Origin of the sequence: Allobosea sp. (genome assembly GCF_036675845.1) — a bacterium.
In the GTDB taxonomy this organism is placed as follows: domain Bacteria; phylum Pseudomonadota; class Alphaproteobacteria; order Rhizobiales; family Beijerinckiaceae; genus Allobosea.
The window spans coordinates 13,196-39,313 of sequence record NZ_JAKFED010000211.1; the positions used below are offsets into that span (position 1 = coordinate 13,196).

Sequence of the window (26,118 nt, forward strand, 5' to 3'; positions counted from 1 at the left end):
GCCTCACCGCCTCGGCTAAGAGACCGTCCGGTTCCTCCCGCCGGTTTGTCCAGTTCGAAGGTCTCAGATGCCTGATTCCAGCAGCGTCGCCCCCACCGCCAACCTGCTCAGGGGCAAGCGCGGCCTCGTCATGGGCGTCGCCAACAACCGCTCGATCGCCTGGGGCATCGCCAAGGCCGCCGCCGATGCCGGCGCCGAACTCGCCTTCACCTATCAGGGCGACGCGCTGAAGAAGCGGGTCGAGCCGCTGGCGAAGCAGCTCGGCGGCCATGTCGTCGGCCATTGCGACGTCACCGACCCCTCGACGATCGACGCCGTCTTCGCCGAGATCGAGAGGCTCTGGGGCAAGCTCGACTTCGTCGTCCACTGCATCGCCTTCTCCGACAAGGACGAGCTGACCGGCCGCTATGTCGAGACCAGCGAGGCGAACTTCACCAAATCGCTGCTGATCTCCTGCTATTCGTTCACGGCGGTGACCCAGCGGGCCGAGAAGCTGATGAACGATGGCGGCTCGCTGCTGACGCTGACCTATTACGGCGCCGAGAAATGGATGCCGCACTACAACGTCATGGGCGTCGCCAAGGCGGCGCTGGAAGCGAGCGTGCAGTATCTCGCCGCCGATCTCGGCTCCTCGAAGATCCGCGTCAACGCCATCTCGGCCGGGCCGATCAAGACGCTCGCCGCCTCCGGCATCGGCGATTTCCGCTATATCCTGAAGTGGAACGAGTACAACTCGCCGCTGCGCCGCACCGTGACGATCGAGGAGGTCGGCGAGACCGCGGTCTTCCTGGTCTCCGACATGTCGCGTGGCATCACCGGCGAGATCATGCATGTCGATGCCGGCTATCATGTCGTCGGCATGAAGGTGCCGAGCGCGCCCGACATCACGCTCGACAAGGGCGAGTGATCGTTCGGAAACGGCGCCGCGTTACAACTTTGTTGTAACGTCTCGGCGGGCCGGTTATGGTCTGCTTCGGAGGCGCGCGATGCAAAGCTCACTGAAGAAGATCGGCAATTCTACCGGCGTCCTGATCCCCAAGCCGCTCCTTACGGAGATCGGCGCCAAGACCGGCGACAGCATCGATCTCAGCGTCGAGAACGGTCGGATCGTCATGGAGCTGGTCGCCAAGGTCCCGCGAGCCGGCTGGGCAGAGGCATCGAAGCGGCTTGCCACCGAAGGTGATGACGGGCTGGTCTGGCCCGAATTCGCCAACGAGGGTGATGATCAGCTGACATGGTGAAGCGTGGCGAGATCTGGCTCGCTGTGCTCGATCCGACGATCGGCAGCGAAATCCGGAAGACGCGGCCGTGTCTCGTGATCTCGCCGGCTGAAATCCACGATCATCTACGAACGGTGATCGTCGCGCCGATGACGTCCGGAAGCCGACCGGCTCCGTACCGCGTCGCCCTGCGTTTCCGCGACATCGACGGATTCGTTCTCACGGAGCAAATTCGGGTGCTCGACAAGGCGCGGCTGGTGAAGCGCCTCGGCAGCGTCCCGGCATCTGTGCTGAGCCAGGTGTTGCGGATCGTCAGGGAAACCTACGAGGAATAGAGCTGCGCGCTGCTCGGCGCCGCCAGCCTTACTCCGACAGCGGTTCTCCGAACATAATTCGTCGCAACCTTTCGCTTTCGCCTGCATCTTTTTTCACGCCGTCACGGTCGCTTACCTCCCGCAAACTTGCCACCGCCTGCCCACCGATGACGAGCTCCGGCGCGATCTCGGCCAGCGGCGCCAGCACGAAGGCGCGCTCGGCGATGCGCGGATGCGGGACCTGGAGGCCGGGCCGGTCGATCACAAGCCCGCCATAGGTCAGGATGTCGATGTCGAGGGTGCGCGGGCCCCAGCGCTCGCGGCGCTCGCGGCCGCCTTCGCGCTCGATCGCGAGGCAGAGCGCGAGCAGATCCTCGGCCGAGAGCGAGGTCTCGATCAGGACGGCCAGGTTGCGGAATTCCGGCTGGTCGAGCTTGCCCCAGGGGGCGGTGCGCCAGACCGAGGACAATGCCTTCAGCCTGATCGTGGGCTCGGCCTCGAGCCGCTGCAGCGCGATGGCGAAGGCCGCTACGGGATCGCCGAGATTGCCGCCGAGGCCGAGCGCCGCCTCAATCGCCACGATCGAAGTCCAGCCTGACGCCGACCGCGTCCATCCGCCCGGGGATCGGCGGCGCCGGCTTGCGCAGGGTGACGCTGACGCGCGTGATCGGCGGATATTGCGCCAGGATCGCGTCGGCGAGGGCGCGTGCCGCCGCCTCCAGCAGCTTGAAGCGCCTGGCCGAGAAGGTGCGGGTGACGAGGGCGACGATCTCGCCATAGTCGACCGTGTCGGCGAGCGCGTCGCTGAACGAGGAGGCGCACAGGTCGCAGTCGAGCACGAGGTCGATGACGAAGCGCTGGCCGAGGCGCTCCTCCTCGGCGAAATGGCCGTGATAGGCGTAGAGGTCGAGCCCCTCGATCAGGATCTGGCCGGTGGCGCTCATTTCGTCCCCTGGATGGCCGCCCAGACCTTGAGGGCGTCGGCATGTTCGTCGATGTCATGGGCCCGGATGATCGCGGCGCCGCGCATCACCCCGTAGAGATGGGCGCTGATGCTGGCGGCGACGCGCTCGGCCGCGACCGTCCTGCCGGTGACGAGGCCGAGCGTCGACTTGCGCGAGGCGCCGAGCAGCACCGGGCAGCCGAGCGCGGCCGGCAGTCGGTCGAGCTTTTCGATCAAGGCGAGGTTCTGCGCCGGCGACTTGCCGAAGCCGATGCCGGGGTCGACGACGAGCTGGCCGAGCGGGACGCCGGCCGCGGTCGCGATCGCGATCGACTTTTCCAGGAAGCGCAGCACCTCGGCGAGGATGTCGAGCCCGGCATCGATGCTGTCGCGGTTGTGCATCAGCACCATCGGCGCGCCGAAGCGGGCGGCGACCGCGGCGATGGCGGGTTCGCGCTGGCAACCCCAGACGTCGTTGACGATCGCAGCGCCCGCCTTCAGTGCCGCCTGCGCGACCTCCGCCTTGTAGGTGTCGATCGAGATCGGCACGGAGCTTCCGGCGGCGACGCCGGCGATCACCGGCAGGACGCGGGCGAGCTCGGTCGCGGCATCGAGGCGCTGATGGCCGGGCCTGGTCGATTCCCCGCCGATATCGACGATGTCGGCGCCCTGCTGCGCCAGCTTCAGGCCATGGGCGATGGCGACGCCCGGATCGGCGAACAATCCGCCGTCCGAAAAGGAATCGGGTGTGACATTGACCACGCCCATCAGCAGGGGCGTGGCGCCGAGGCTGAGCCTGCGGCCGTCCGGCAAGGTGAGAGCAGGGTTCATGCGGCGATCTGGAAGGGCGAGAGCCGCCTATACACAGGCTGCGCCCGGCCGGCCACCGGAAAGCTCGCCTGCCGCATCGCCGGCCCTGCGGCGCTTTCGCCGCTTTGACCCCGCGGGCGCCAGCGTGCATGAGGCTGGCCATGAAGACCTTGTCGATGAAAACCTTGTCGATTCCCGGCCGCCTCTTCCTCGTTCGCCATGGCGAGACCGACTGGAATCGCGAGGGCCGCCTGCAGGGCGGCCAGGACATCCCGCTGAACGCGCTCGGCCGGATGCAGGCGGAGGAAGTCGCGGACCGGCTGCGGGCGCTGACGCCGGCCTTCGCCACGAGCGACTATGTCGCCTCGCCGATGCAGCGCGCCCGCGAGACGATGAAGATCCTGCGGCGCGAGCTTGCCCTGCCGCCCGAGGAATTCCGCGTCGAGGACAGCCTGCGCGAACTGACCTTCGGCGAGTGGGAAGGCTTTACCTGGCGCGAGATCCGCAAGAGCGAGCGCGAGCTCGCCCAGATGCGCGAGCGCGACAAATGGGGCTTCGTGCCGCCCGGCGGCGAGAGCTATCGCATGCTGGCTGAGCGGATCCGCCCGGCGCTGGAAGCGATGGCGCCCGATACCGTGATGGTCAGCCATGGCGGGGTGGCGCGCGCGGTGCTGGCGCTGATCGGGGCGGTCGACCCGGGCGAGGCGGCCAGGATCGAGATCTGGCAAGGCAAGATCCTCGTCGTCGAAGGGATGCAAGCGACCTGGAAGTAACGGCCGGGCAGGGCCCGTCAGGAGCCCTTGACCGCATCGCGGCTTGTCCCGCCGGCGTTCATGGGGCATTCATCGCAATCTGAGCAGTTACGCCAGACGGGTAGCCGCGCGGCTGCGGCGTTCACCGTCAAGGGTCTGCACGGTCAAGGGTCTGGTCGGCGCGGGCGCGGAGGGGATTTCCGTCCGCACCGGCATGGTGAAGGTGCGGCTTTGCCGCCGGAGGCCGGGATGCGCAGCGGGTTTTCCGGGGCCCGACCGCACGGCGCCGGCGGTTGCCGCTGCGGGGCAGGATGAACGAGTTCAGCGCAATTTCGGCCGGCGATCCCGACAGGGGTGTGGCGCCGCTCGCCATGCTGGCGGGCGAGAAGCGGCCCGACCTGATCCGCGACGAGGTCCTGGCGGAGATTTTTGCCGCGACCGTCGCAAGCCGTCCCGACCATCCGGCGATGATCGCCGGTACGCTCAAGCTCAGCTATGCGCAGGTGTGGGCAGAGGCGCAGGCGCAGGCGCGTGGGCTGGCGCTTGCCGGCATCGGCCCCGGCGACATGGTCGGGCTGTGGATGCCGCGCGGCATCGAGCTCTTGGTGGCGCAGATCGCGATCACGCTTTCCGGCGCCGCCTGGCTGCCCTTCGATGCCGAGGCGCCGGTCGAGCGCATCGCGACCTGCCTCGACGATGCCAGCGCCAAGGGGCTGGTGACGCAGACCGGCTGGAAGGCGCGGGCGGCGGCGACGAACCGCACCGTCTGGTCGCCGCAGGAGCTCGCCGGGCTGAGCGACGGCACCCTGCCGCCGGCCCGCCCGGCCGGGCTGACGCCGGACCACCCCGCCTATCTGATCTACACCTCGGGCTCGACGGGCGTGCCCAAGGCGATCGTCATCAGCCATCGCAATATCTGCCATTTCCTGCGCGCGGGGAACGCGCTCTACGGCATGGGTCCGGAGGATATCGTCTTCCAGGGCGCCTCGGTCGCCTTCGATCTCTCCATGGAAGAGATCTGGACGCCCTATCTCGTCGGGGCGAGCCTGTTCGTCGCCTCGCCGGAGATGATGGGCGATGCCGAGAAGCTGCCGGCGCTGCTGAGCGAGGCGGGCGTCACGGTGATCGACACGGTGCCGACGCTGCTCGGCATCCTGCCGGCCGACATCCCGTCGCTGAAGCTGATCCTGCTCGGCGGCGAGGCGCTGCCGCCGGCGATCGTGCAGAAATGGTCGAAGCCGGGCCGGCGCATCCTCAACACCTATGGGCCGACCGAGGCGACGGTGGTCGCGACCGCGGCCGAGGTGGAGCCCGGCGAGAGCGTGACCATCGGCCGGCCGATCCCGAACTACACCGCCTATATCGTCGACGAGGAGATGAAGCCGACCGGCGTCGGCCAGCAGGGCGAGTTGCTGATCGGCGGGCCCGGCGTCGCCAAGGGTTATCACTTAAGGCCCGAGCTGACCGCCGAGAAGTTCATCGTCAACCCGTTCGGCGGCAGCGACGATCCAGTGCTCTATCGCTCCGGCGACGCCGTCAGCCTGGACGCGGCCGGCAACATCGCCTTCCACGGCCGCATCGACGACCAGGTCAAGATCCGCGGCTTCCGCGTCGAGCTCGGCGAGATCGAGACGGCGCTGTCGGACGAGGCCGGCATCGGCCAGGCCGCGGTGGTGCTGCGGACCGACGATGGCATCGAGCGGCTGGTCGCCTTCCTGGTCGGCGAGCCCGGCGTGCAGTTCGAGGGCGCGGTGCTGCGCGCCTCGCTGCGCGAGAAGCTGCCGCCCTACATGATCCCGGCGCATTTCGAGCCGGTCGGCTCGCTGCCGCGCATGGTCTCCGGCAAGGTCGACCGCAAGATGCTGAAGGCGGCGCCGCTGACCGCGCCGGCGGCGAGCGGCGAGCAGGAACCGCCGCGCAACGCCACGGAGGCCGCACTGCTCGACGCCGCCACGCGCGTGCTCGGCGCCCAGGCGCTGCCGCTGGAGGCGGACTTCTTCGTCGATCTCGGCGGCCATTCGCTGTTGGCGGCGCGTTTCATCTCGATCGTGCGCGAGACGCCGGCGCTGGCCGGCATCACCTTGCAGGACGTCTATGGCGCGCGCACCCTGCGGGCGATGGCGGCGCTGCTCGACGGCCGCGGGGCGCAGGCGACGCTCGACCTCTCCTTCACGCCGCCGCCCTTGCTGCGCCGCTTCCTCTGCGGGCTGGCGCAGGCGCTGGCGCTGCCGATCATCATCAGCCTGTCGACGGCGCAATGGCTCGGCATCTTCGTCAGCTACATGCTGCTCTCGGGCGAGGAGCTCTCGCTCGCCGGCCAGGTCTTCGCGCTGCTCGGCATCTATGTCGCGATCACCATCGTCACCGGCTTCCTCTCGATCGGGCTGAAATGGCTGGTGCTCGGCCGCACCAGGCCGGGCGTCTACCCGCTCTGGGGCGTCTATTATTTCCGCTGGTGGTTCGCCTCGCGCATCGCCGGGCTCGTCCACATCAAATGGCTCCAGGGCACGCCGGTGATGCGCTGCTACTGGCGCCTGCTCGGCGCCAGAGTCGGGCGCGACGTCATCATCTCCGACTACGAGGCCGGCGCGGTCGACCTGATCGAGATCGGCGACCATACGACGCTCGGCTCGAAGACCACCTTCGCCAATGCCGAGGCGATCGGCGCCAATCTGGTGATCGGGCGGATCACGCTCGGCAAGGACGTCTATGCCGGCTCCTCGGTGGTCTTCGGCCATGACTGCGCCGTCGGCGACCATGCCGAGATCGGCGACCTGACGGCGATCGCGCCCGGAATGAAGATCGGCGAGGCCGAGATCTGGGACGGCTCGCCGGCGCGCCGGACCGGCACCGTCGATGTCGCGGCGCTGCCGGAACAGGCGCAGGCGAGCCCGCGCCGCCGCGCTGCGATGACGGCCTTCTACGTCCTGATGCTGATCGTGCTGCCGCCGATCAGCCTTTTGCCGATCTTCCCGGCCTTCTGGCTGTTCGACAGGATTGACAACTGGATCGCGACCTGGTCCGAGCTCAGCTATCTCTGGTACCTGCCGATCCTGACCTGGCCGACGGCGATCGGCCTGATCTCGATCACGGTCTTCCTGATCATCGCGCTGCGCTGGGTGATCCTGCCGCGCGTCAGCTCCGGCTCCTATTCGATCCACTCGGCCTTCTACGCCCGCAAATGGACGGTGGCGCTGGCGACGGAGGTGACGCTGGAGACGCTCTCCTCGCTGTTCGCCACGATCTATATGCGCTTCTGGTACAGGCTGATGGGCGCCGGCATCGGCCAGGGCTCCGAGATCTCGACCAATCTCTCCGGCCGCTACGACATCACCGGCATCGGCGCCGGCAATTTCATCGCCGACGAGGTGATCTTCGGCGACGAGGATCTGCGCCGCGGCTATATGCGTCTCGACCTGACGCGGACCGGCGACCAGGTCTTCGTCGGCAACGACGCGGTGGTGCCGCCCGGCGCCGTCATCCCCGACAAGGTGCTGATCGGCATCAAGTCGAAGCCGCCGGCCAACGAGCTCATGTCGCCCGGCGACACCTGGTTCGGCTCGCCGCCGATCAAGCTGCCGACGCGCCAGAAGGTCGATCTCGGCGCCGACTGGACCTACAAGCCCTCGCTCGGCAAGAAGCTGGCGCGCGCCGGCTTCGAGGCGCTGCACACCTCCTTCCCGGCGATGCTGTTCATCACCTTCGGCACCATCGCCGTCGACCTCGCACTGCAGCAGAAGATCTTCGACCGCGACTGGACCGGGCTGGCGCTGGCCTTCATGGGCTGCGCGGTCGTCATCGCCATCACCCAGGCGCTGATCTGCGCCTTGATGAAATGGTTGCTGATGGGCGTCTACAAGCCGGTGATGAAGCCGATGTGGTCGTTCTGGGCGATGCGCACAGAAGCGGTCTCGGTGCTCTATTGGGGGCTCGGCGGCAAGGTGCTGTTCGACTATCTGCGCGGCACGCCGTTCCTGCCCTGGTTCCTGCGCCTGTTCGGCGCGCAATACGGCCAGGGCGTCTGGCTCGATTCGACCGACATCACCGAGTTCGACTGCATCAAGGTCGGCGATTTCTGCACCGTCAACGCCCATTCGGCGCTGCAGACCCATCTCTATGAGGACCGGGTGATGAAGGTCGGGCGGGTCCATCTCGGCAAGGGCGTCTGCGTCGGCGCCGGCGCGACCGTGCTCTACGACACCCATGTCGGCGACTATGCCCAGATCGGCCTGCTCACCGTGATCATGAAGGGCGAGAACATCCCGGCGAACACGCGCTGGGAAGGCGCGCCGGCAGTGCCGGCGCCGGCGCATTGAGTTCGAGCGACTGACAAATCGCCCAACCGACCCGGCTGGCCCATTGCTTCCGGTCCATGCCGACAATAAATAACCAGAGTGGTCATATTGGGGGTGGCGATGCGGGAGATCCAGCTCAAGGACGCGAAGGCGACGTTGTCGGCGGTGGTGGATCAGGCGGTCAGCGGGACGCCGTCGATCATCACGCGCCATGGCCGCAAGGATGCAGTCATCCTATCATTCGAGGATTACGAGCGGCTCGCGCGCGCTCCGAGCCTCGGGCGCCTGCTCGCCGCCTTTCCGGCTGAGGCGGAGGATATTCCCCAGCGAAGCAGGGAGTTGCGCCGGCCCGTCGATCTCTGATGTTCCTGCTCGACACCAATGTGATCTCGGCGCTCGCCCCTTCCAATCGGGCGCGCGTGGGAGAACTGGCCGCCTGGCTCGACCGGGCGAGCCCTCATCTGTTCCTCTCCGTGATCACGGCGGCCGAGGTGGCAGCCGGTGTCGCGAAGGTCGAACGGGAGGGCGCCGGGGCCAAAGCGGGCATGCTTGCCGAGTGGTGGCAGGCGGTCGAGCACTTCTACGCGATGAAGGTTCTGGCCTTTGATCTGCGCTGTGCGCATGTCGCAGGACGCCTGCTCGACCAGGCGCGGGCTCATCGGCCCGGCTTCGAAGACATCGCCATCGCTGCGACGGCCGAGGCGCATGGCTTGACCGTGCTGACCAGAAACCTGCGGCATTTCGAGCCTTTGGGTGTTCGGGTGCTCGATCCGTTTCAGGGGCTGCCGCCGCTGCCGGAAACCCGGTAAGAAGCCAGCGCCTCCGCATTCATCGGGCTCCCATGTCGCACAACACATTCGGTCACCTCTTCCGCGTCACCACCTTCGGCGAGAGCCATGGCCCGGCCATCGGCTGCGTCGTCGACGGCTGCCCGCCGCTGATCCCGATCACCGAGGAGGAGATCCAGCTCGAGCTCGATCGGCGCCGGCCGGGCCAGTCGCGCTACACCACGCAGCGCCAGGAGCCGGACGAGGTCCGCATCGTCTCCGGCGTCTTCACCGACGAAAAAAGCGGCGAGCAGGTCACCACCGGCACCTCGATCGGGCTGATGATCGACAATGTCGACCAGCGCTCGAAGGACTATTCCGAGATCAAGGACAAGTACCGGCCGGGCCATGCCGATTTCACCTATGACGTGAAATACGGCATCCGCGACTATCGCGGCGGCGGCCGGTCCTCGGCGCGCGAGACGGCGATGCGGGTCGCGGCCGGCGCGATCGCGCGCAAGGTCGTGCCCGGCATGACGGTACGCGGCGCCCTGGTGCAGATGGGGCCGCACAGGATCGACCGCGACAACTGGGACTGGGACGAGGTCGCCCGCAATCCGTTCTTCTGCCCGGATGCCAAGGCGGCAGCCCTGTTCGCCGATTATCTCGACGGCATCCGCAAATCCGGCTCCTCGATCGGCGCCGTGCTGGAGATCGTCGCCGAGGGCGTGCCGGCGGGCCTGGGTGCGCCGATCTACGGCAAGCTCGACGCCGAGATCGCGGCGGCGCTGATGAGCATCAACGCGGTCAAGGGCGTCGAGATCGGCGAGGGTTTTGCCGCGGCCGAGCTCTCCGGCGAGGACAATGCCGACGAGATGCGCGCCGGCAATGATGGCCGGCCGCTGTTCCTCTCCAACCATGCCGGCGGCATTCTCGGCGGCATCGCGACCGGACAGCCGGTGGTGGCGCGCTTCGCGGTGAAGCCGACCTCCTCGATCCTGTCGCCCCGCGCCACGGTGAACCGCACCGGCGGCGAGACCGAGATGTTCACCAAGGGCCGCCACGACCCCTGCGTCGGCATCCGCGCCGTGCCGGTCGGCGAGGCGATGGTCGCCTGCGTGCTGGCCGACCAGTATCTGCGCCACCGGGCGCAAGTCGGCGTGATCGAGCCGCGCTGGCCGTTCGGGGGGTGAGGACACGCGTCATTCTCGGGCGAAGCGTAGCGCAGACCCGAGAATCTCATGACCAGCTAGCTGGTTTCCGAGATGCTCGGGTCAAGCCCGAGCATGACGGTGATGATTTATTTCAGTATCACTGAAAACTTTTGACTCCTTCATTGCGGTTGAAGCGCCGGCGTATTAGCTTGCCCGGATGAAACTCGACGCCTGGCTCCAGCAGCAGAAGACCGGCCGCAGCGCCTTTGCGCGCCAGGCCGGCCTGTCACCCGCGAGCGTGACCGCGCTCTGCAACGATCCGGAGGCCTGGATCTCGCGCGAGAGCGCCGAGCGCATCGCTGCCGCGACCGGCGGCGCCGTTACCCCGAATGATTTCCTGGGCCTGCAGGGCCCGCGCGAGGCCGCCATGACCCAGAGCAATGTCACTGATGCCATCGAAGCCTTCGCGCGCGGCGAGATCGTCATCGTCACCGATGACGACGACCGCGAGAACGAGGGCGATCTGATCATCGCCGCCTCGCTGTGCACGCCGGAGAAGATGGCCTTCATCATCCGCAACACCTGCGGCATCGTCTGCGCGCCGCTGACCGGCGAGGAGGCGCGCCGGCTGCGGCTCGACCCGATGGTCTCCTCCAACGACGCGCCGCTCGGCACGGCCTTCACCATCACGGTCGACGTCAAGCACGGGCTGACCACCGGCATCTCGGCCGAGCAGCGCACCAATACGGTGAGGGCGCTCGCCAACGGCAATATGGGCGCCGCCGATTTCGTCCGCCCGGGCCATGTCTTCCCGCTGATCGCCAAGGATGGCGGCGTGCTGATGCGCTCCGGCCATACAGAGGCCGCCGTCGACCTGTGCAAGCTCGCCGACCTGCCGCAGGTCGGCGTGATCTGCGAGCTGGCGAACGATGACGGCACGGTGATGAAGGGCGCGCAGATCACCGCCTTCGCCCAGAAGCATAATCTCAAGCAGATTACCGTCGCAGACCTGATCGCCTATCGCCAGGCGCGCGAGAAGCTGGTCGAGCGTGTCCATTCCTTCCCGGTCAAGACCGAGTTCGGCGAGATGACCGGCCATGTCTATGTCACCCCCTTCGACGACACCCAGCACTTCGCCTTCGTCATGGGCAAGCTCGGCGATGGCGAGAAGGTGCCGGCGCGGCTGCATCGCGCCAATGTCGTCGCCGATGTGCTCGGCGGCGCCTCGTCGATCCAGTGCGCGCTGCGCCGCTTCCAGAAGGAGGGGCGGGGCGTGCTGGTCTATCTGCGCGACGGCTCGGCCGGGGTGCCGATCAAGAGCGTCGAGGAGGGCTCGGATGCGGTGCGCTTCCAGCAATGGCGCGAGATCGGGCTGGGCGCCCAGATCCTGCGCGATCTCGGCGTCGCCTCGATCGTCAACCTGGCTTCGTCGACCCGCGCCTTCGTCGGGCTGAGCGGCTTCGGCATCGAGATCGCGGAAACCGAGCCGCTGGAGTGAGAGACGGCCTCGCGCGGCGCCCGGCCGCGAATTTACGGCGTCATCAGTGCAGTTTGAGGGTGCTGTCCCGCTTGCCCGGTCGCGACCCCGGCCCGATCCGGGCCGGGGCGAGCGAAGGGCCTATTTGTTCACCGGCGATTCCGGATCGAACAGATAGGCCATGACGTCCTTGATCTGCTGCTCGTCGAGCACCTTGTTGGTGCCGAAGCGCGGCATGTTGGAGCAGGGCACCACCGCCATCGAGTTGTAGATCTTGGTGTAGGCGTCCTTCATCGCGGCGGGATCGTATTTGCGATCCTTGCCATAGGCCGCCAGACTCGGGCCGAGCGTGCCATAGCTGACCTCCTTCGGATCGAGCTGGTGGCAGGCGAAGCAGTTGCCGCCGGAGACCGTGCCCGGCGCATCCGAGAACTGGCCGCCGCGCCCGTTATTGGCTACCTTGTAGCCCTTCTTCCAGTCGCCGAGCAGCTTGCCGTCGGCCGGATAGGACACCCTGGCGAGCTCGCGCTTGATGATCGCGTCGGAATCGGCCGACGAGACATTGTTGCGCTGGATATTGCAGGCGGCCAGCGACTCGTCCGGCGTGATGCGCGCCTGCCATTCGGGCGAGGCCTTGCCAAAGGTCGATTTCACATAGGCCTCGACGGTGGCCTGGCTCGGCTTCTGCTGCGCGACGGCCGCGCTGCCGAGCAGGAGCGCAGCGCAGGCCGCGGTGACGAAAGCGGTTCTGGTCATCGTTCCCGTCCTCTCAGCGCTTGATCGAAGGCACATTGATCTCGCCGCCCGCCGCCTGCTTGTTCAGGAAGACGGTCAGCGCGGTCAGGGCATCAGAGCCGAATTCGGGCACGGGCCAGCGCTGCTGGCGATAGCAGTCCCAGAGCCGGTGCTGCATGGTCCGCACCGCGCTTTGCGAGACGCGGTAGGTCGGCCAGGACGCCATCGTCTGCTGCGCCGCCGGCCCTGGCGTGGCGAGGTTCGGCAGGCCCTGCAGGCGGATGCGCTTGCCCTCTTCGGCATGGCAGGTGGCGCAGGAGAAATCCATCACGCCGCCGCGGCGGAAGAACAGCTCCTCGCCGACCGCCGCCATCTCCAGCTCCTTGGCGTGCTTGAGCTGCGGCTCGAGCTTCATGCCGCTCGACTTGTTGGAGATGAAGGCGGTCAGGTCCTGGAGGTCGGAAGCGCGGCCAGGCCCGGAGAAGCGGCGGGCGACCACCTCCTTGGTATCGAGCCCCTGGAGCTTGTCCATGCACCAGAGCAGGCGCTGCTCGGTGTCCATGACGCGGTCGGCGTCGGCGAAATAGCGCGGCAGCCTGGCAAAGGCCCCCTCGAGCTTGCCCGGCCCCTCGCCGAGATCGCAGGCCTCGAGCGAGGCATTCCTGGTGCCGCGCTTCTCGGCCCAGAGCACCTCGCCGCGGTCGACCGCGAGGAATCCGGGATTCGAGAACGGGTCCGACAGCATCTGGCGGTAGCGCTCGATTTCCTTCTCGCTATCGTCCTGCGGCGGCGACTGCGCGGTCAGGTGGCCGGCGGCCAGCGTCATGGCGGCGGCCAGTACGGCCGCCCCGATGGTGGGGAGCTTCATCCCATGCCCTTTCGTTTCCTCATGCGGCCGCTGTCTTGCGACCTTGGCTGTGTGTCCCACTCTGGTGGAGGGACTTTACATTCATAGAAAACAATATCACGATACGTGAGAATGATCGCGACGCAGGCTTGCCGTCAAGAGCGAAACAAGAACATTTCGAAGGAGGAAATCCGATGTCTTCAGGGCTTACCCGCCGCAGCACGATCACGGCCGGCGCCTTCGCCGCCTTTGCCGGCGTGCTGGGCTCGCGCCTCGCCTTCGCCGACGAGACGATGGTGATGGCCGAGATCAAGAAGCTCTATGGCGACAAGCCGATGGCGCAGGGCAAGATCAAGCTCGACGTGCCGGAGATCGCCGAGAACGGCCTGGTCGTGCCGGTCAATATCGAGGTCGAGAGCCCGATGACCGACGCCGACTTCGTCAAGTCGGTGCACATCTACGCCGACGGCAATCCGCAGCCCGGCATCGTCAGCTACACCTTCACGCCGGCCAGCGGAAAAGCCTCGGCCGCGACCCGCATGCGCCTCGCCCAGACGCAGAACATCGTCTGCGTCGCCGAGATGTCGAACGGCTCGCTGCACATGGCCAAGGCCAACATCAAGGTCACGATCGGCGGCTGCGGCGGCTGAGGTCAGCCCCGCCGGTTCGACGAGAAAAGACGCTTCAAGGTGAGGATGCTCCCATGACGACCAAGCCAACCCCGCGCGTGCGCGTGCCGGCCAAGGCCGCCGCCGGCGAACTGATCGAGATCAAGACGCTGATCTCGCACGAGATGGAATCGGGTCAGCGCAAGGATGCGCAAGGCAAGACGATCCCGCGCAAGATCCTCAACAAGTTCAGCGCCAGCTTCAACGGCAAGCCGGTCTTCTCGGCCGACTGGCACCCGGCGATTTCGGCCAATCCCTACCAGTCCTTCTTCTTCAAGGCGGCGGAATCGGGCGAGTTCACCTTCACCTGGAAGGATGATGACGGCTCCGAATACACCGCGAAGAACAAGCTCACGGTCGGCTGAGCCGCTGCCGGCCGCAGCGCCGGCCACCACCTGATCACTTAAGGCGCGATGTCGCTGGACATCGCGCATGGGCGACGCGCGCGCGTTCGCTCAGAGGGCGAAGCATGGTCTCACGACGCGAATTCCTTCAGGCCACAGCGGCTGCGGCGACGATCGCCACGGCCTCCGGCCTCGGCCCGCTCGGGCGGGCTGCGGCCCAGCAGAAGCTCTCGCAGGCCGACATCCTGCGCTTCGATCCGCTGGGCACGGTGACGCTGCTTTATGTCACCGACATCCATGCCCAGCTGATGCCGCTGCATTTCCGCGAGCCGTCGGTCAATCTCGGCGTCGGCCCGGCCAGGGGCCAGCCGCCTCATCTCGTCGATGCGGAGTTCCGCGCGCATTTCAAGATCGCCAACGGCTCGGCCGACGCCTTCGCGCTGACGGCGGACGACTTCACCGCGCTGGCCAGGACCTATGGCAGGATGGGCGGCATCGACCGCATCGCGACGCTGGTCAAGGCGATCCGGGCCGAGCGCGGCGACGACAAGGTCCTGCTGCTCGATGGCGGCGACACCTGGCAGGGCAGCTGGTCGTCGCTCCAGACCAAGGGCCAGGACATGGTCGATGTCATGTCGGCGCTGAAGACCGACGCCATGGTCGGGCATTGGGAATTCACCCTCGGCGCCGACCGGGTGAAGGAGATCGCGGACAGCGCCTCCTTCGCCTTCCTCGCCCAGAACATCCGCGACACCGAGTGGAACGAGCCGGTCTTCCCGCCCCGCAAGGTCTTCGAGAGGGGTGGCGTCAAGGTCGCCGTGATCGGCCAGGCCCTGCCGCGCACCGCCGTCGCCAATCCGCGCTGGATGTTCCCGAACTGGGAGTTCGGCATCCGCGAGGAGGAGATCCAGAAGCAGGTCGAGGAAGCGCGGGCCGAGGGCGCCGCCGTCGTCGTCCTGCTCTCCCATGACGGTTTCGACGTCGACAAGAAGCTGGCCTCGCGGGTCGAGGGCCTCGACATCATCCTGACCGCCCATACCCATGACGCGATGCCGGGCATGATCCGCGTCGGCGAAACGGTGCTCGTCGCCTCCGGCTCGCACGGCAAGTTCCTGTCGCGGCTCGACATCGCGACCAGGGACGGCAAGGTCTCCGACATCCGCTTCAAGCTGATGCCGGTCTTCTCCGACGCGATAGCGCCCGATGCCGAGATGGCGGCGCTGGTCAGGAAGGTCAGGGAGCCCTTCGCCGCCGATCTGGCGAAGGAGATCGGCCGCACCGACTCGCTGCTCTATCGGCGCGGCAACTTCAACGGCACCTTCGACGACCTGATCTGCGACGCGATGCTGAGCCAGCGTGACGCCGAGATCGCGCTCTCGCCCGGCTTCCGCTGGGGCGGCACCTTGCTGCCGGGCGACGCGATCACCTGGGAGGCGATCACCAACGCCACCGCGATCACCTATCCGAACTGCTACCGCAACGAGATGACCGGCGCCCAGCTCAAGGACATCCTCGAGGACGTCGCCGACAACATCTTCCACCCGGATCCCTATTTCCAGGGCGGTGGCGACATGGTCCGGGTCGGCGGCATGGGCTACGCCATCGATGTCGGCAAGCCGATGGGCAGCCGCATCTCGGGCCTCACGCATCTGAAATCCGGCCAGCCGATCGAGGCGACCAAGAAATACGTGGTTTCCGGCTGGGCGAGCGTCAACGAAGGCACGCAAGGCCCGCCGATCTGGGACGTGGTGCGCGACCACGTCGCCGCGGCGAAGACGGTTTCCATCAAGCAGAACGATGCCGTGAAGGTCACCGGAGCGTGACGCGACGCCCGGCCCGCTTGCAGATTACCACTAGGACGAATGCCGATGAGCTCTGAAAACCAGGCCGGGCCTCTCAGCCGCCGCCGCTTCCTCGGCGCGGCCGGTGTCGCCGGCGCGGGCCTCGCCGCCACGACCCTGCCGCTGCGCGCCGAGGCGCCTGCGCCCGATCCGCTGATCACCGAGGTCCAGGACTGGAACCGCTATCTCGGCGAAGGTGTCGACAAGCGACCCTATGGCACGCCCTCGCGCTTCGAGAAGCACATCGTCCGGCGCGACGTCTCCTGGCTGACGGCATCGCCCGAATCCTCGGTGAATTTCACGCCGCTGCATGAGCTCGACGGCATCATCACGCCCTCGGGGCTGTGCTTCGAGCGCCATCATGGCGGCATCGCCGATATCGATCCGGCCAATCACCGGCTGATGATCCACGGCCTGGTCGAAAAACCTCTGGTCTTCACCATGGAAGACCTCAAGCGCATGCCGCGCCAGAACCATATCCACTTCCTCGAATGCGCCGCCAATTCCGGCATGGAATGGCGCGGCGCGCAGCTGAATGGCTGCCAGTTCACCCACGGCATGGTCCACAACGTCATGTATACCGGCGTGCCGCTGAAGCTGCTGCTGGCCGAGGCCGGGCTGAAAGCCAACGCCAAATGGCTGATGCTGGAAGGCGCCGATTCCTCGGGCATGAACCGCTCGCTGCCGGTGATGAAGGCGCTCGACGACGTGCTGATCGCCTTCGCGATGAATGGCGAGGCGCTGCGGCCCGAGCAGGGCTATCCGCTGCGCGCCGTCGTGCCCGGCTGGGAAGGCAATATCTGGGTGAAATGGCTGCGCCGGATCGAGGCCGGCGACATGCCCTGGCAGGCTCGCGAGGAAACCTCGAAATACACCGACCTGCTCGCCGATGGCCGCTCGCGGCGCTACACCTTCATCATGGACGCCAAGTCGGTGGTGACCAATCCCTCGCCGCAGGCACCGCTGAAGCACAAGGGCCGCAATGTCCTGTCGGGCCTCGCCTGGTCGGGGCGCGGCACGATCAGCCGGGTCGACGTCACGCTCGACGGCGGCAAAAACTGGCAATCGGCCAGGATCGACGGGCCCGTCCTCGAAAAGTCGCTGACGCGCTTCTATGTCGATTTCGACTGGGCAGGGCAGGAGCTCTTGATCCAGTCCCGTGCCATCGATTCGACCGGCTATGTCCAGCCCACAAAGGGGGAACTGCGCAAGGTCCGCGGCGTCAATTCCATCTACCATAATAACGGCATCCAGACCTGGCAGGTCCGGCCGAACGGGGAGACCGAGAATGTCGAGATCGCTTAAGCCCGTTCTCCTGGCAGGCTTGGCCGGTCTCGTCGTGATCGGCGCCGGCCCGCTGATCGCCCAGACCGCGAAGCAGGCGCCAGCCAAGCCGCAGCAAGCGGCGACGACCGACGTCCACGCGAAGCTCGGCCTCGGCCGCCCGGCCCTGCCCGAGGAGATCAAGGCCTGGGACATCGCCATCCGGCCCGATGGCAAGGGGCTGCCGCCCGGCAAGGGCACGGTCAAGCAGGGCGACGAGATCTTCCAGGCGCAATGCGCGGCCTGCCATGGCGAATTCGGCCAGGGCAATGGTCGCTGGCCGGTGCTGGCCGGCGGCCAGGGCTCGCTCAAGGCCGACCGGCCCGAGAAGACCATCGGCTCGTTCTGGCCCGATCTCTCGACGGTCTACGACTACATCCGGCGCGCCATGCCCTATGGCAACGCCCAGTCGCTGAGCGCCGACGAGACCTACGCCCTGACGGCCTATCTGCTCTACCTGAACGACATCGTGAAGGACGAGGCGTTCGAATTGTCGGACAAGAACTTCACCTCGGTGAAGTTGCCTAACGCTGCCGCATTCTACGACGATGATCGCGAGACCACCGAGAAGGCGTTCTGGGGCAAGGAGCCCTGCATGAAGGATTGCAAGACGGAGGTGAAGATCACCGGGCGCGCGGCCGTCCTGGACGTCACGCCGGATTCGAAATCGGCGCCGAAGGTCGACTGATGGCGAGCGCCTTTCCGGCACCCGCCTGGTTCAGCCTCGCCGCGGCCACCATGGCGTTCGCGGCGGGGCCGGCCAGCGCCGCCGGAGACAAGGCGCTCGGGGAGCATCTCTCCTCCGAATGCACGAGCTGCCACCAGACCAGCGGCCGGCAGGTCGGCGGCATTCCAGCGATCATCGGGCATCCGGCGGGGCAGTTCGTCGCGTTGATGGTCGCCTACCGGGACAAGCAGCGCGGCAATCACGTCATGCAGACCATCGCCGGACGGCTGACGCCGGAAGAACTGCAGGCGCTGGCGGCCTATTACGAGAGCCTCAAGCCGAGCCGCTGAGCCAGGATATTCACGGAACCAAGACGCCCTCACGAAACCAAGACGCCTTCGCGAAATACGAGACCCCGAGATAAAGGAGCGGCCGACATGACGTTGCCATCGGAAGACGCGTCGCGGCGGACGCTGATGCTGGCCGCCGCGGCGAGCTTGGTCACGGTCGCTGCACCCGTTGCGGCAGCACCGCGCGAGCTCAAGCTGGCGGACCTCAAGAAGGAGGCCGATGTCGCCTGCGTCTATCACTGCGACTATGGCGCTCCGGCGCGCTTCGCGCAGACCCTGACCAACATCTCCAACCACTACTCGGCCTATGGCGCCGATCCGTTCGCGCTGCAGATCGCGCTGGTGGCGCATGGTCCCAGCGTCAAATTCTTCCTCGACGAGCTTGCCGGCACGCCCTGGAAGGACGAGACGATTCCGCCCGACATCGCCAGGCAGATCGACGACGTCGCCAAGAACGGCCTGAAGGTCCATCTTTGCGAGATCACCTTCAGCCGCCTCAAGCTCGACAAGGCGAAGGTGCGCGAGGCCGAATTCGTCAGCTTCGTGCCCTCCGGCGTCGCCACCGTCGCGGCGCTGCAGGCGAAGGGCTTCGCCTATCTGAAGGTCGGATAGGCCCGCAAGAGGCCAAGAGGCCAAGGGGACCCGGCCAGGAAGATCGCGAATGAAAATCGGGAGAGAGACATGCAGATCGATCGCCGTTCCTTCGTCCTGACGGGCTTGTCGGCAGCCGGCACGCTGGGGCTCGGAGCTCCTGCCGTCCTCGGCCAGGCCAAACCGCGCGTGGTGGTGATCGGCGGCGGCGCCGGCGGCGCGACGGCGGCGCGATACATCGCCAAGGACAGCCAGGGCGCCATCGCCGTGACGCTGGTCGAGGAGAACGAGACCTACCAGACCTGCTTCCACTCCAACCTCTATGTCGGCGGCTTCAAGAAGTATGAGGAAATCGTCCATCGCTACGACGCCCTGGCGAAGAACCACGGCATCACGCTTGCGCGGGCCCGGGCGACCCGGATCGACCGCGACAAGAAGGAAGTCGTGCTCTCGAGCGGACAGCGCCTGCCCTATGACCGCCTGGTCGTCTCGCCCGGGATCGACCTGAAATACGATTCCGTGCCCGGCTGGTCGCAGGAGGCCGAGGAGCAGATGCCGCATGGCTGGAAGCCCGGGCATCAGACGCAGCTGATCAAGCAGAAGCTCGACGCGGTGCCCGATGGCGGCACCATCCTGATGATCACCCCTCCGAATCCCTATCGCTGCCCGCCCGGCCCTTACGAGCGGGCCTCGATGTTCGCGCATGTGCTGAAGAAAACCGGCAAGAGCAATGCCAAGATCATCATCCTCGATCCGAAGACATCGTTCTCCAAGCAGGGCGTCTTCCAGGCCGACTGGGAGAAACGCTATGGCTCGATGATCGAGTGGCTCGGTCCGAAGGTCCATGACGGCGTGAGATCGGTCGATCCGAAGACCAATACCGTCGTCACCGGCTTCGAGACCTACAAGAACTGCGCCTTCGTCAACGTCATTCCGGCGCAGATGGCCGGCGAGATCGCCCGCATCTCGGGGCTGGCGCCCGAGGGCGGCTACTGCACCATCGACCCCGCGACGATGAAATCCACGGCGGACGCCGACATCTTCGTGCTCGGCGATGCCTGCATCGCCGGCGAAATGCCGAAATCGGCCTTCTCCGCCAATAGCCAGGCCAAGGTCGCCGCCATGGTGATCCGCGGCGAACTGACCAATGCCCGCACCTTCCCGGCGCGCTACATCAACACCTGCTGGTCGATGGTCGACACCGACGACGCCATCAAGGTCGGCGGCCGCTACGAGCCCAGGGACGGCAAGATCGCCGCGACCGAGACCTTCATCTCCCAGCCCGACGAGAGCGACGCGTTGCGCAAGGAGAACCAGGCGGAGAACATGGGCTGGTATGCCGGGATCACCGCCGACATGTTCAGCTGACGGATCACCCTGCGCCGCCTCCCGCGCGGCGCCGACCACCGGGCCGCGCCGGGCGCGGCCTCCTTGTACCAGTCACGCCAGCAGCGAGGACCACGCATGCGACTTCTGACCAGCGCCACCCTGATCGCCGCGGCACTCGCCGCCACCTCGGCGAACGCCCAGGACATCGCCGCAGGCGAGCGTTCCTTCAACAAGTGCCGCGCCTGCCATCAGGTCGGCGAGACCGCCAGGAACGGCGTCGGCCCGAATCTGAACGGCCTGTTCGGCCGCCATACCGGCGCGGTGGATGGCTACAGCTACTCGGCCGCCAACAAGGGCGCCGACATCACCTGGGACGAGGCCGTCTTCGCCGAATACATCAAGGATCCGAAGGCGAAGATTCCGGGAACCAAGATGGTCTTCGCCGGCATCAAGAACGAGAAGGAGATCGCCGACCTGACCGCTTTCCTCAAGCAGTTCGGCAAGGACGGCAAGAAACTCTGAGGCGGGACACGTCTCCTCCTGGAGCCTGCTGCTTTCCCTCGGAAGCAGCGGTCATTGCGAGCGTAAGCGAAGCAATCCAGAAGGGCTCGCTCGACGCCCCCCGGATTGCTTCGCTGCGCTCGCAATGACGGGGAGGGTGCCGCACCGGTCAACCGCGAAGGCCGTTGGGATGACGGGGTGGTCCCGCCGAAAAACGGCAGGCTCTAGAAATGGGCCAGGTAGCCGCCGTCGACAGGCAGCGTGACGCCGGTGATGAAGGAGGCCTCGGGCGAGCACAGGAAAACGACCGCGCCGACCAGTTCTGTCGGCACGCCCCAGCGGCCCAGGGAGGTGCGGCGCGAAAGATGGTCGGCGATGGCGCGGTCTGCCACCATGGCGGCGTTTGCATCGGTGGCGAAGAAGCCCGGCGCGACGGCGTTGACGGTGATCCCGCGATGGCCCAATTCGGCGGCGAGCGCGCGCGTCAGCGCCTCCAGCCCGCCCTTGGTGGCGATATAGCCTGCATCGCCCGCCCGAGCGATCGAACCGGCGATCGAGGTGATGTTCACGATGCGCCCGCCATCCGGCATGTGGGGCGAGAGCTGGCGCACGAGATCGAAGGGCGCCACGAGATTGACCTCCAGCAGCGCCCTGAAGGCGCTGCGGTTCAGCGCGTCGAGGGGGCGGCGGTCGCGCGTGCCCGCGTTGTTGACGAGAAAGTCGATGCCGCCCCTGCTGGCGACGAGCGCCCGGCAGGCGTCGGCGGTTGCCGCTTCGTCCGCCAGGTCCGCCACGAGCACCGAGGTGCTGGCGCCGCCGGCGTCGAGAGCGCGCTTTGCCTCGTCGAGTTCGTCCGGCCTGCGCCCGTGCAGGACGACATGAGCGCCGTTCTCGGCCAGGCCGCGCGCGATTTCGAGCCCGAGACCCTTGCCGGCTCCGGTCACCAGAGCCGTCCTGCCCGCCAGCTTCGTCATTCCAGGCCTCCCGCTAGAGTCTGATGATTTTGCTTGGGAACCGCGGCGTCATCCTGGACAAGCCGCGAAGCGGCGCAACTCCGGGATCCATCATAGGGATCGACGACGCTCGATGATGGATCCCGGGACGAAGCTGCGCTTCGCCCAGGATGACGGCGTGGTTCCAGCTGAAGTCATCCGGCTCTAGACATCTCCCCAGGCGCGGAGGCCCTTATCGTCAATGCACGTCGACGCGCCAACCATAAGGGTCCGGGCCCGGCTGGGTGTGCAACCTGGTGATGGCGCGATAGAGCCGCGGCGTCGTCGGGCCGGTCTTGCCGTCGCCGATCGCCAGCGTCCTGCCGCGATAGGTCAGCGATCCGATCGGCGAGACGACGGCTGCAGTGCCGAGGCCCCAGATCTCCTGGATGGCGCCGCTCTCAACTCCGGCGATGACATCGTTGATGTCGACCGGGTGCTCGCTGACGCGCTCGCCCCATTCCCGCAGCAGAGCGAGAGCCGTCAGGCGGGTCACGCCGGGAAGGATCGAATCGCTCAGCGGCGGGGTCACGATCTCATCACCGATCCGGAGCATGACGTTCATCGTGCCGACTTCCTCGATGAAGCGCCGCTCGACGGAATCGAGCCATAGCACCTGGGTGTGGCCGAGCGCCTTGGCCTCCTCCGTCGCGAGCAGGCTGGCGACCGCGGCCCATGCCATGGACGAGTTCGAGAAGATGGTGGCGACGATCCCCGAGGTGGCACGGTGCTATGTGACCTCCGGCGGCTGGGACTACATGCTCGAGATCTTCACCGAAAGCCTCGCGGCCTTCGAGCAGCTCAGCAATCGGCATCTGACGCAGTTGCCCGGCGTGAAGCGGGTGCGGTCGCGCTTCGCCTTGCGCGAGATTTCACGCGATAAGTGAGTTGGCCTCTGCCACCGCTGCCATGCGCCGGCAATCGGCCTCGCCGCCTTCGATTCCCGCCATGGCGCGCCGCTCGTAACCGCGCGCACTGCGCCCTTGTCCGCGACACGCACCCGGCCGGCCGAGGATTATTCCGGGCGCGGCCCGCCCCGAATGTCAAACCGCAGCGATTTCAAGGAGTTCCGTGGTGGGTGATGAAGGGCTCGAACCTTCGACCCGCTGATTAAGAGTCAGCTGCTCTACCAACTGAGCTAATCACCCATACGCCACGAAGACGTTGCCTGGAGGCGCGGAGCGCGTCCAGGCAGGCCGGCGATGTAGCAAACGCCCCCGGCCCTGTCCACCCGTCTGCGACAGAAATCTGCACGGGCGGTGCGGGCGCCGGGGAGAAGGCTTGCGGGCGCGCCGCTGCGCCCGGCAGCAGCCGGCCGGCGCATGGCGATGTTCAGCGGAGCCGCCAACTCGCCTCAGCCCCGCATCAGCGCCATGACATGCGCCGCGACGGATTTCGACAGGCCCTCGAGATCGTAGCCGCCCTCCAGGATCGAGACGAGGCGGCCGCCGGCATGGCGGTCGGCCAGCTCCATCAGCTTCTGCGTCGCCCAGGCGAAATCCGGCTCCTTCAGGTTGAGGTTGGCGAGCGGGTCGCGCCAATGCGCGTCGAAGCCGGCGGAGATGATGACGAGATCGGGCCGGAAGGCCGCGAGGCGCGGCAGGACCGCGCTCTCGAAGGCGTCGCGGAAGACATCGCTGCCGTCGCCGGCGCGCAAGGGGGCGTTGACGATGGTGCCATGCTCGCCGCGCTCGGAGGCCGCGCCGGTGCCGGGAAAGAGCGGCATCTCGTGAAGCGAGGCGTAGAGCACGCTGGCGTCGCTCCAGAAGATTTCCTGCGTGCCGTTGCCGTGATGCACGTCCCAGTCGAGGATCGCGACCCGCTCGGCGCCATGGGCCTGCTGCGCATGCCGGGCGGCGATGGCGGCGTTGTTGAAGAAGCAGAAGCCCATCGCCCGGTCGGTCTCGGCATGGTGGCCGGGCGGGCGCATGGCGCTGAAGGCGTTGGCCGCCCGGCCGGTCATGACCTCGTCGACGGCATGCACCGCGGCGCCGACGCCATGCAGCACGGCTGAAAGCGTGCCCGGCGACATCGTCGTGTCGGCGTCGATCGCGACCAGACCCTGCTCCGGCGAGGCGGCGGCGATGGCCTGCGCATAGGCCGCCGGATGGCAGAGCTCGACCTGCGCCATCGTGCCCTGCGGGGCGGTGACGCGCTGCAGGGTGGCGAAGCGCTCGTCCTCCAAGGCGCGCTCGACGGCACGGATCCGGTCGGCGCGTTCGGGGTGGCCGGCCGGCGTCGCATGCTGCAGGCCGGAAGGATGGCTGATCAGAAGCGTGGTCACGCGCGGGTCTCTCCAGGGGCTGGTTTGCCAGGGGGCTGGGCTTGCGGCCGGATCGATGCAGTTCGGAGCGTGACCATATTGTCACTGCAACGCAGCAAGAAGCCAAATCGCGCCCGGAACCCGGAACTTCGTTGCGCGCCTCCTGTTTGCGCCGTAAATCTCGGCGCAGTTCCGGACCCGGTCGGCGTCTGCCGGGTCATCGAATATTAACGATTCATTCATTATAACAGGCGCCATTCCTGGCGCAGTCGGTGGAAGTCATGAAGCGGTCTTTCGTTGCTGTGCTCGGCATGTCCGTCCTTCTGGGCGCCTGCCAATACAAGACGGTTCACGCGCCCTCGCTCTCGGCGCGCGACGCCGAATACATGGCGCTGGTGCCGAATTTCGAGACGCAGATCACGCATCTTCCCTATGAGATCACCGATCCGACCGGCGAAGCGCCAGGCACGATCGTGGTCAATACCACCGAGAAGTTCCTCTACTTCGTGCTGCCCAACAAGAAGGCGATTCGCTACGGCGTCGCCACCGGCGACGAGGCCTTCGGCTGGACCGGCACGGCGGTGATGCAGCGCAAGGCGGAATGGCCGCGCTGGACGCCGCCGGCCGAGATGATCGCGCGCTGGCCACATCTGGCGCCGCGCGCCGGCGGCATGGAAGGCGGGCCGGACAACCCGCTCGGCGCGCGCGCTCTCTATCTCTATCAGAACGGCAAGGACACGCTGTACCGCATCCACGGCACCAACGAGCCCGAGACGATCGGCCGCTCGGCCTCCTCGGGCTGCATCCGGATGCGCAATATCGATGCGATCGACCTCTACAACAGGGCCGAGGTCGGCGGCAAAGTCGTCGTCCGGTAAGGCGACGCCCGTACTCGTCATTGCGAGCGCAAGCGAAGCAATCCAGGGGCGGCAGGGCGCGCCCTCCTGGATTGGTTCGTCGCTATCGCTCCTCGCAATGACGGCGGGGTTCCGGACGACAGGTTTCCGGCGGCGCTCCAGCGCCGCTTTCAGCCCAGCTCCACCAGGACGATCTCCGGCGGGGCGCCGAGCCTGAACGGCAGCTTGCTCGTGCCCAGCCCGGCCGAGACGATCAGGTTGCGGCCGTTCTCGACGACATGGCCATAGGCGTAGCGGTTGCCATAGCGCGAGGGCACGATCGGCGACCAGCCGAGGATCCGGACCTGGCCGCCATGGGTATGCCCGGCGAGCATCAGGCCGACGCGAGCGGGCAGGCGCGCGAAGATGTCCGGCTCATGCGCCATCAGGATGAGGGGAGCCTCGTCGCTGACCTTGCCGAGCGTCGCCGCGAGATCGTCGATGCCGCGGCGGCGGCCGGGGCGCGGCCACAAAAAAGCCTGCTGGTCGCCGAGCCCGGCGATCCAGAGCGGCCCGGCGGCGGTCTCGAGCCTGAGCGCATCGTTCTCGAGGACCGGGATGCCGACCGCCTCGAGGGCGAGCCTGACCTCGGTCGGGCCGCGATACTCCCGCTGCGCCTTGTCGTCATGCCACCAGTCATGGTTGCCGAGCACGGCGAAGCGGCCATTGGCGGCCTCCAGCCGGGCGAGCTCGGCAGCCCACGCGGCAGGCAGCGGATCGTCTTGCCGCTTGGCGCGGCTGGCGATGAAATCCCCGAGCAGCAGAACGAGGTCGGGCCGCAGCCGGTTGGTCTGGTCGACGATCTCGCGGACCCGCGATACCGGCACATGCGGGCCGCCGACATGCAGATCGGCGATCACGGCGAGGCGCAGGGTCTTGCCGCCCGGCCAGCCGGCCGGCTTCAGCCGATAGCGCGTCACGCCCTGATGGGTCGGTTCCCAGGCATAGGCATAGCTGCCCAGCCCGAAGGCGGACAGAAAAAGACCGGCGAGAGTTTGAAGGACTCTACGCCGGTCAGTCATGGAGGGTCTCGGTAGAA

Annotated in this window: 29 protein-coding genes and 1 tRNA gene; 20 read left to right on the plus strand and 10 right to left on the minus strand. The window is 67.1% G+C overall.

Translation table 11 applies throughout. The annotated features are described in order from the left end of the window. Window positions 1-67 precede the first annotated feature (67 nt). From fabI to V6M56_RS22010, 3 genes are all read left to right on the plus strand, one after another. A complete protein-coding gene (gene fabI, locus V6M56_RS22000) occupies window positions 68-907 on the plus strand; it encodes an enoyl-ACP reductase FabI (protein ID WP_332687087.1) in 840 nt (279 codons plus the stop codon). Window positions 908-986: 79 nt separating this feature from the next. Further along, entirely contained in the window at window positions 987-1,241 is a 255-nt protein-coding gene (locus V6M56_RS22005) for an AbrB/MazE/SpoVT family DNA-binding domain-containing protein (RefSeq protein ID WP_332687089.1), read from the plus strand. Continuing rightward, window positions 1,235-1,555, plus strand: a complete 321-nt coding sequence (locus V6M56_RS22010; RefSeq protein WP_332687091.1) for a type II toxin-antitoxin system PemK/MazF family toxin — start codon at window positions 1,235-1,237, stop codon at window positions 1,553-1,555. Before V6M56_RS22005 ends, V6M56_RS22010 begins: the two co-directional genes overlap by 7 nt. 28 nt (window positions 1,556-1,583) lie before the next feature. On the opposite strand, the gene folK is transcribed toward V6M56_RS22010, so the two are convergent. Genes folK through folP form a run of 3 tightly spaced genes read right to left on the minus strand, consistent with a single transcriptional unit; the run spans window position 1,584 to window position 3,308 of the window. Continuing rightward, the gene (gene folK / locus V6M56_RS22015) at window positions 1,584-2,114 is read right to left on the minus strand and encodes a 2-amino-4-hydroxy-6-hydroxymethyldihydropteridine diphosphokinase (protein ID WP_332687093.1); all 531 of its coding nucleotides are present in this window, start codon (window positions 2,112-2,114) and stop codon (window positions 1,584-1,586) included. Beyond that, window positions 2,104-2,478 (minus strand): dihydroneopterin aldolase, encoded by a 375-nt coding sequence (gene folB / locus V6M56_RS22020; RefSeq protein WP_332687095.1) that lies wholly within the window; start codon window positions 2,476-2,478, stop codon window positions 2,104-2,106. The genes folK and folB overlap by 11 nt, the downstream gene beginning before the upstream one ends. Further along, window positions 2,475-3,308, minus strand: a complete 834-nt coding sequence (folP, locus tag V6M56_RS22025; RefSeq protein ID WP_332687097.1) for a dihydropteroate synthase — start codon at window positions 3,306-3,308, stop codon at window positions 2,475-2,477. Before folP ends, folB begins: the two co-directional genes overlap by 4 nt. A gap of 140 nt (window positions 3,309-3,448) precedes the next feature. Here folP and V6M56_RS22030 point away from each other — a divergent pair, with 140 nt between their 5' ends. The 6 genes from V6M56_RS22030 to ribB all read left to right on the plus strand — a co-directional run bounded on the left by V6M56_RS22030 (window position 3,449) and on the right by ribB (window position 11,753). Then, on the plus strand, window positions 3,449-4,060 hold the full coding sequence (locus V6M56_RS22030; protein ID WP_332687099.1) for a histidine phosphatase family protein: 612 nt from the start codon (window positions 3,449-3,451) through the stop codon (window positions 4,058-4,060). Between the two features lie 290 nt (window positions 4,061-4,350). Beyond that, a complete protein-coding gene (locus V6M56_RS22035) occupies window positions 4,351-8,355 on the plus strand; it encodes a Pls/PosA family non-ribosomal peptide synthetase (RefSeq protein WP_332687101.1) in 4,005 nt (1,334 codons plus the stop codon). Between the two features lie 99 nt (window positions 8,356-8,454). Further along, complete coding sequence (locus V6M56_RS22040) at window positions 8,455-8,697, plus strand: type II toxin-antitoxin system Phd/YefM family antitoxin (protein WP_332687103.1); 243 nt, start codon at window positions 8,455-8,457, stop codon at window positions 8,695-8,697. After that, on the plus strand, window positions 8,697-9,143 hold the full coding sequence (locus tag V6M56_RS22045) for a type II toxin-antitoxin system VapC family toxin (RefSeq protein WP_332687105.1): 447 nt from the start codon (window positions 8,697-8,699) through the stop codon (window positions 9,141-9,143). Before V6M56_RS22040 ends, V6M56_RS22045 begins: the two co-directional genes overlap by 1 nt. A 32-nt stretch (window positions 9,144-9,175) precedes the next feature. After that, window positions 9,176-10,294, plus strand: coding sequence for a chorismate synthase (gene aroC / locus V6M56_RS22050; RefSeq protein ID WP_332687107.1), 1,119 nt, complete (start codon window positions 9,176-9,178; stop codon window positions 10,292-10,294). Window positions 10,295-10,472: 178 nt separating this feature from the next. Next, entirely contained in the window at window positions 10,473-11,753 is a 1,281-nt protein-coding gene (gene ribB, locus V6M56_RS22055) for a 3,4-dihydroxy-2-butanone-4-phosphate synthase (protein ID WP_332687109.1), read from the plus strand. Between the two features lie 120 nt (window positions 11,754-11,873). On the opposite strand, the gene soxX is transcribed toward ribB, so the two are convergent. Both soxX and soxA read right to left on the minus strand, forming a co-directional pair. Beyond that, a complete protein-coding gene (soxX, locus tag V6M56_RS22060; RefSeq protein ID WP_332687111.1) occupies window positions 11,874-12,488 on the minus strand; it encodes a sulfur oxidation c-type cytochrome SoxX in 615 nt (204 codons plus the stop codon). A 13-nt stretch (window positions 12,489-12,501) separates the two neighbouring features. After that, complete coding sequence (soxA, locus tag V6M56_RS22065) at window positions 12,502-13,293, minus strand: sulfur oxidation c-type cytochrome SoxA (RefSeq protein ID WP_332687147.1); 792 nt, start codon at window positions 13,291-13,293, stop codon at window positions 12,502-12,504. A gap of 215 nt (window positions 13,294-13,508) precedes the next feature. On the opposite strand from soxA, the gene soxY reads away from it, so the two are divergent. From soxY to V6M56_RS22110, 9 genes are all read left to right on the plus strand, one after another. Further along, window positions 13,509-13,964, plus strand: a complete 456-nt coding sequence (gene soxY / locus V6M56_RS22070) for a thiosulfate oxidation carrier protein SoxY (RefSeq protein WP_332687113.1) — start codon at window positions 13,509-13,511, stop codon at window positions 13,962-13,964. Window positions 13,965-14,017: 53 nt separating this feature from the next. Next, window positions 14,018-14,347 (plus strand): thiosulfate oxidation carrier complex protein SoxZ, encoded by a 330-nt coding sequence (gene soxZ / locus V6M56_RS22075; RefSeq protein ID WP_332687115.1) that lies wholly within the window; start codon window positions 14,018-14,020, stop codon window positions 14,345-14,347. Between the two features lie 104 nt (window positions 14,348-14,451). Continuing rightward, window positions 14,452-16,149 (plus strand): thiosulfohydrolase SoxB, encoded by a 1,698-nt coding sequence (soxB, locus tag V6M56_RS22080; RefSeq protein ID WP_332687117.1) that lies wholly within the window; start codon window positions 14,452-14,454, stop codon window positions 16,147-16,149. Between the two features lie 45 nt (window positions 16,150-16,194). Then, entirely contained in the window at window positions 16,195-17,472 is a 1,278-nt protein-coding gene (gene soxC, locus V6M56_RS22085; protein ID WP_332687119.1) for a sulfite dehydrogenase, read from the plus strand. Then, window positions 17,456-18,178 (plus strand): c-type cytochrome, encoded by a 723-nt coding sequence (locus V6M56_RS22090; RefSeq protein WP_332687121.1) that lies wholly within the window; start codon window positions 17,456-17,458, stop codon window positions 18,176-18,178. The genes soxC and V6M56_RS22090 overlap by 17 nt, the downstream gene beginning before the upstream one ends. Next, entirely contained in the window at window positions 18,178-18,507 is a 330-nt protein-coding gene (locus V6M56_RS22095) for a c-type cytochrome (RefSeq protein ID WP_332687123.1), read from the plus strand. The genes V6M56_RS22090 and V6M56_RS22095 overlap by 1 nt, the downstream gene beginning before the upstream one ends. Before the next feature lie 87 nt (window positions 18,508-18,594). Beyond that, window positions 18,595-19,119: a DsrE family protein gene (locus V6M56_RS22100; protein ID WP_332687125.1), complete on the plus strand. Its 525-nt coding sequence runs from the start codon at window positions 18,595-18,597 to the stop codon at window positions 19,117-19,119. 69 nt (window positions 19,120-19,188) lie between these two features. Continuing rightward, window positions 19,189-20,466, plus strand: a complete 1,278-nt coding sequence (locus V6M56_RS22105; protein ID WP_332687127.1) for an FCSD flavin-binding domain-containing protein — start codon at window positions 19,189-19,191, stop codon at window positions 20,464-20,466. A 96-nt stretch (window positions 20,467-20,562) separates the two neighbouring features. Further along, a complete protein-coding gene (locus tag V6M56_RS22110) occupies window positions 20,563-20,949 on the plus strand; it encodes a c-type cytochrome (protein WP_332687130.1) in 387 nt (128 codons plus the stop codon). Window positions 20,950-21,152: 203 nt separating this feature from the next. On the opposite strand, the gene V6M56_RS22115 is transcribed toward V6M56_RS22110, so the two are convergent. Both V6M56_RS22115 and V6M56_RS22120 read right to left on the minus strand, forming a co-directional pair. Beyond that, window positions 21,153-21,902, minus strand: a complete 750-nt coding sequence (locus V6M56_RS22115; protein WP_332687131.1) for an SDR family oxidoreductase — start codon at window positions 21,900-21,902, stop codon at window positions 21,153-21,155. 217 nt (window positions 21,903-22,119) lie between these two features. Beyond that, window positions 22,120-22,602 (minus strand): aminotransferase class IV, encoded by a 483-nt coding sequence (locus V6M56_RS22120; protein WP_332687133.1) that lies wholly within the window; start codon window positions 22,600-22,602, stop codon window positions 22,120-22,122. Here V6M56_RS22120 and V6M56_RS22125 point away from each other — a divergent pair. Further along, complete coding sequence (locus tag V6M56_RS22125) at window positions 22,601-22,807, plus strand: Lrp/AsnC ligand binding domain-containing protein (RefSeq protein WP_332687135.1); 207 nt, start codon at window positions 22,601-22,603, stop codon at window positions 22,805-22,807. The two genes, V6M56_RS22120 and V6M56_RS22125, sit on opposite strands and share 2 nt — an antisense overlap. A gap of 185 nt (window positions 22,808-22,992) precedes the next feature. Here the strand turns inward: V6M56_RS22125 and V6M56_RS22130 are convergent. Both V6M56_RS22130 and V6M56_RS22135 read right to left on the minus strand, forming a co-directional pair. Further along, window positions 22,993-23,068: transfer RNA gene (locus tag V6M56_RS22130), tRNA-Lys, on the minus strand. Window positions 23,069-23,274: 206 nt separating this feature from the next. Then, window positions 23,275-24,204, minus strand: coding sequence for a histone deacetylase family protein (locus tag V6M56_RS22135; RefSeq protein ID WP_332687137.1), 930 nt, complete (start codon window positions 24,202-24,204; stop codon window positions 23,275-23,277). Between the two features lie 290 nt (window positions 24,205-24,494). Between V6M56_RS22135 and V6M56_RS22140 the strand changes: the two genes are divergently transcribed. Continuing rightward, complete coding sequence (locus tag V6M56_RS22140) at window positions 24,495-25,061, plus strand: L,D-transpeptidase (protein ID WP_332687139.1); 567 nt, start codon at window positions 24,495-24,497, stop codon at window positions 25,059-25,061. 149 nt (window positions 25,062-25,210) lie between these two features. On the opposite strand, the gene V6M56_RS22145 is transcribed toward V6M56_RS22140, so the two are convergent. After that, complete coding sequence (locus V6M56_RS22145; protein WP_442881211.1) at window positions 25,211-26,101, minus strand: metallophosphoesterase; 891 nt, start codon at window positions 26,099-26,101, stop codon at window positions 25,211-25,213. Between the last annotated feature and the right edge of the window lie 17 nt (window positions 26,102-26,118).

Coding starts and splice junctions, on each gene's coding strand:
- fabI (WP_332687087.1), top strand. CDS start 68: ATGCCTGATTCCAGCAGCGTCGCCCCCACCGCCAACCTGCTCAGGGGC.
- V6M56_RS22005 (WP_332687089.1), top strand. CDS start 987: ATGCAAAGCTCACTGAAGAAGATCGGCAATTCTACCGGCGTCCTGATC.
- V6M56_RS22010 (WP_332687091.1), top strand. CDS start 1,235: ATGGTGAAGCGTGGCGAGATCTGGCTCGCTGTGCTCGATCCGACGATC.
- folB (WP_332687095.1), bottom strand. CDS start 2,478: ATGAGCGCCACCGGCCAGATCCTGATCGAGGGGCTCGACCTCTACGCC.
- folP (WP_332687097.1), bottom strand. CDS start 3,308: ATGAACCCTGCTCTCACCTTGCCGGACGGCCGCAGGCTCAGCCTCGGC.
- V6M56_RS22030 (WP_332687099.1), top strand. CDS start 3,449: ATGAAGACCTTGTCGATGAAAACCTTGTCGATTCCCGGCCGCCTCTTC.
- V6M56_RS22035 (WP_332687101.1), top strand. CDS start 4,351: ATGAACGAGTTCAGCGCAATTTCGGCCGGCGATCCCGACAGGGGTGTG.
- V6M56_RS22040 (WP_332687103.1), top strand. CDS start 8,455: ATGCGGGAGATCCAGCTCAAGGACGCGAAGGCGACGTTGTCGGCGGTG.
- V6M56_RS22045 (WP_332687105.1), top strand. CDS start 8,697: ATGTTCCTGCTCGACACCAATGTGATCTCGGCGCTCGCCCCTTCCAAT.
- aroC (WP_332687107.1), top strand. CDS start 9,176: ATGTCGCACAACACATTCGGTCACCTCTTCCGCGTCACCACCTTCGGC.
- ribB (WP_332687109.1), top strand. CDS start 10,473: ATGAAACTCGACGCCTGGCTCCAGCAGCAGAAGACCGGCCGCAGCGCC.
- soxX (WP_332687111.1), bottom strand. CDS start 12,488: ATGACCAGAACCGCTTTCGTCACCGCGGCCTGCGCTGCGCTCCTGCTC.
- soxA (WP_332687147.1), bottom strand. CDS start 13,293: ATGACGCTGGCCGCCGGCCACCTGACCGCGCAGTCGCCGCCGCAGGAC.
- soxY (WP_332687113.1), top strand. CDS start 13,509: ATGTCTTCAGGGCTTACCCGCCGCAGCACGATCACGGCCGGCGCCTTC.
- soxZ (WP_332687115.1), top strand. CDS start 14,018: ATGACGACCAAGCCAACCCCGCGCGTGCGCGTGCCGGCCAAGGCCGCC.
- soxB (WP_332687117.1), top strand. CDS start 14,452: ATGGTCTCACGACGCGAATTCCTTCAGGCCACAGCGGCTGCGGCGACG.
- soxC (WP_332687119.1), top strand. CDS start 16,195: ATGAGCTCTGAAAACCAGGCCGGGCCTCTCAGCCGCCGCCGCTTCCTC.
- V6M56_RS22090 (WP_332687121.1), top strand. CDS start 17,456: ATGTCGAGATCGCTTAAGCCCGTTCTCCTGGCAGGCTTGGCCGGTCTC.
- V6M56_RS22095 (WP_332687123.1), top strand. CDS start 18,178: ATGGCGAGCGCCTTTCCGGCACCCGCCTGGTTCAGCCTCGCCGCGGCC.
- V6M56_RS22100 (WP_332687125.1), top strand. CDS start 18,595: ATGACGTTGCCATCGGAAGACGCGTCGCGGCGGACGCTGATGCTGGCC.
- V6M56_RS22105 (WP_332687127.1), top strand. CDS start 19,189: ATGCAGATCGATCGCCGTTCCTTCGTCCTGACGGGCTTGTCGGCAGCC.
- V6M56_RS22110 (WP_332687130.1), top strand. CDS start 20,563: ATGCGACTTCTGACCAGCGCCACCCTGATCGCCGCGGCACTCGCCGCC.
- V6M56_RS22115 (WP_332687131.1), bottom strand. CDS start 21,902: ATGACGAAGCTGGCGGGCAGGACGGCTCTGGTGACCGGAGCCGGCAAG.
- V6M56_RS22125 (WP_332687135.1), top strand. CDS start 22,601: ATGGACGAGTTCGAGAAGATGGTGGCGACGATCCCCGAGGTGGCACGG.
- V6M56_RS22120 (WP_332687133.1), bottom strand. CDS start 22,602: ATGGCATGGGCCGCGGTCGCCAGCCTGCTCGCGACGGAGGAGGCCAAG.
- V6M56_RS22140 (WP_332687139.1), top strand. CDS start 24,495: ATGTCCGTCCTTCTGGGCGCCTGCCAATACAAGACGGTTCACGCGCCC.
- V6M56_RS22145 (WP_442881211.1), bottom strand. CDS start 26,101: ATGACTGACCGGCGTAGAGTCCTTCAAACTCTCGCCGGTCTTTTTCTG.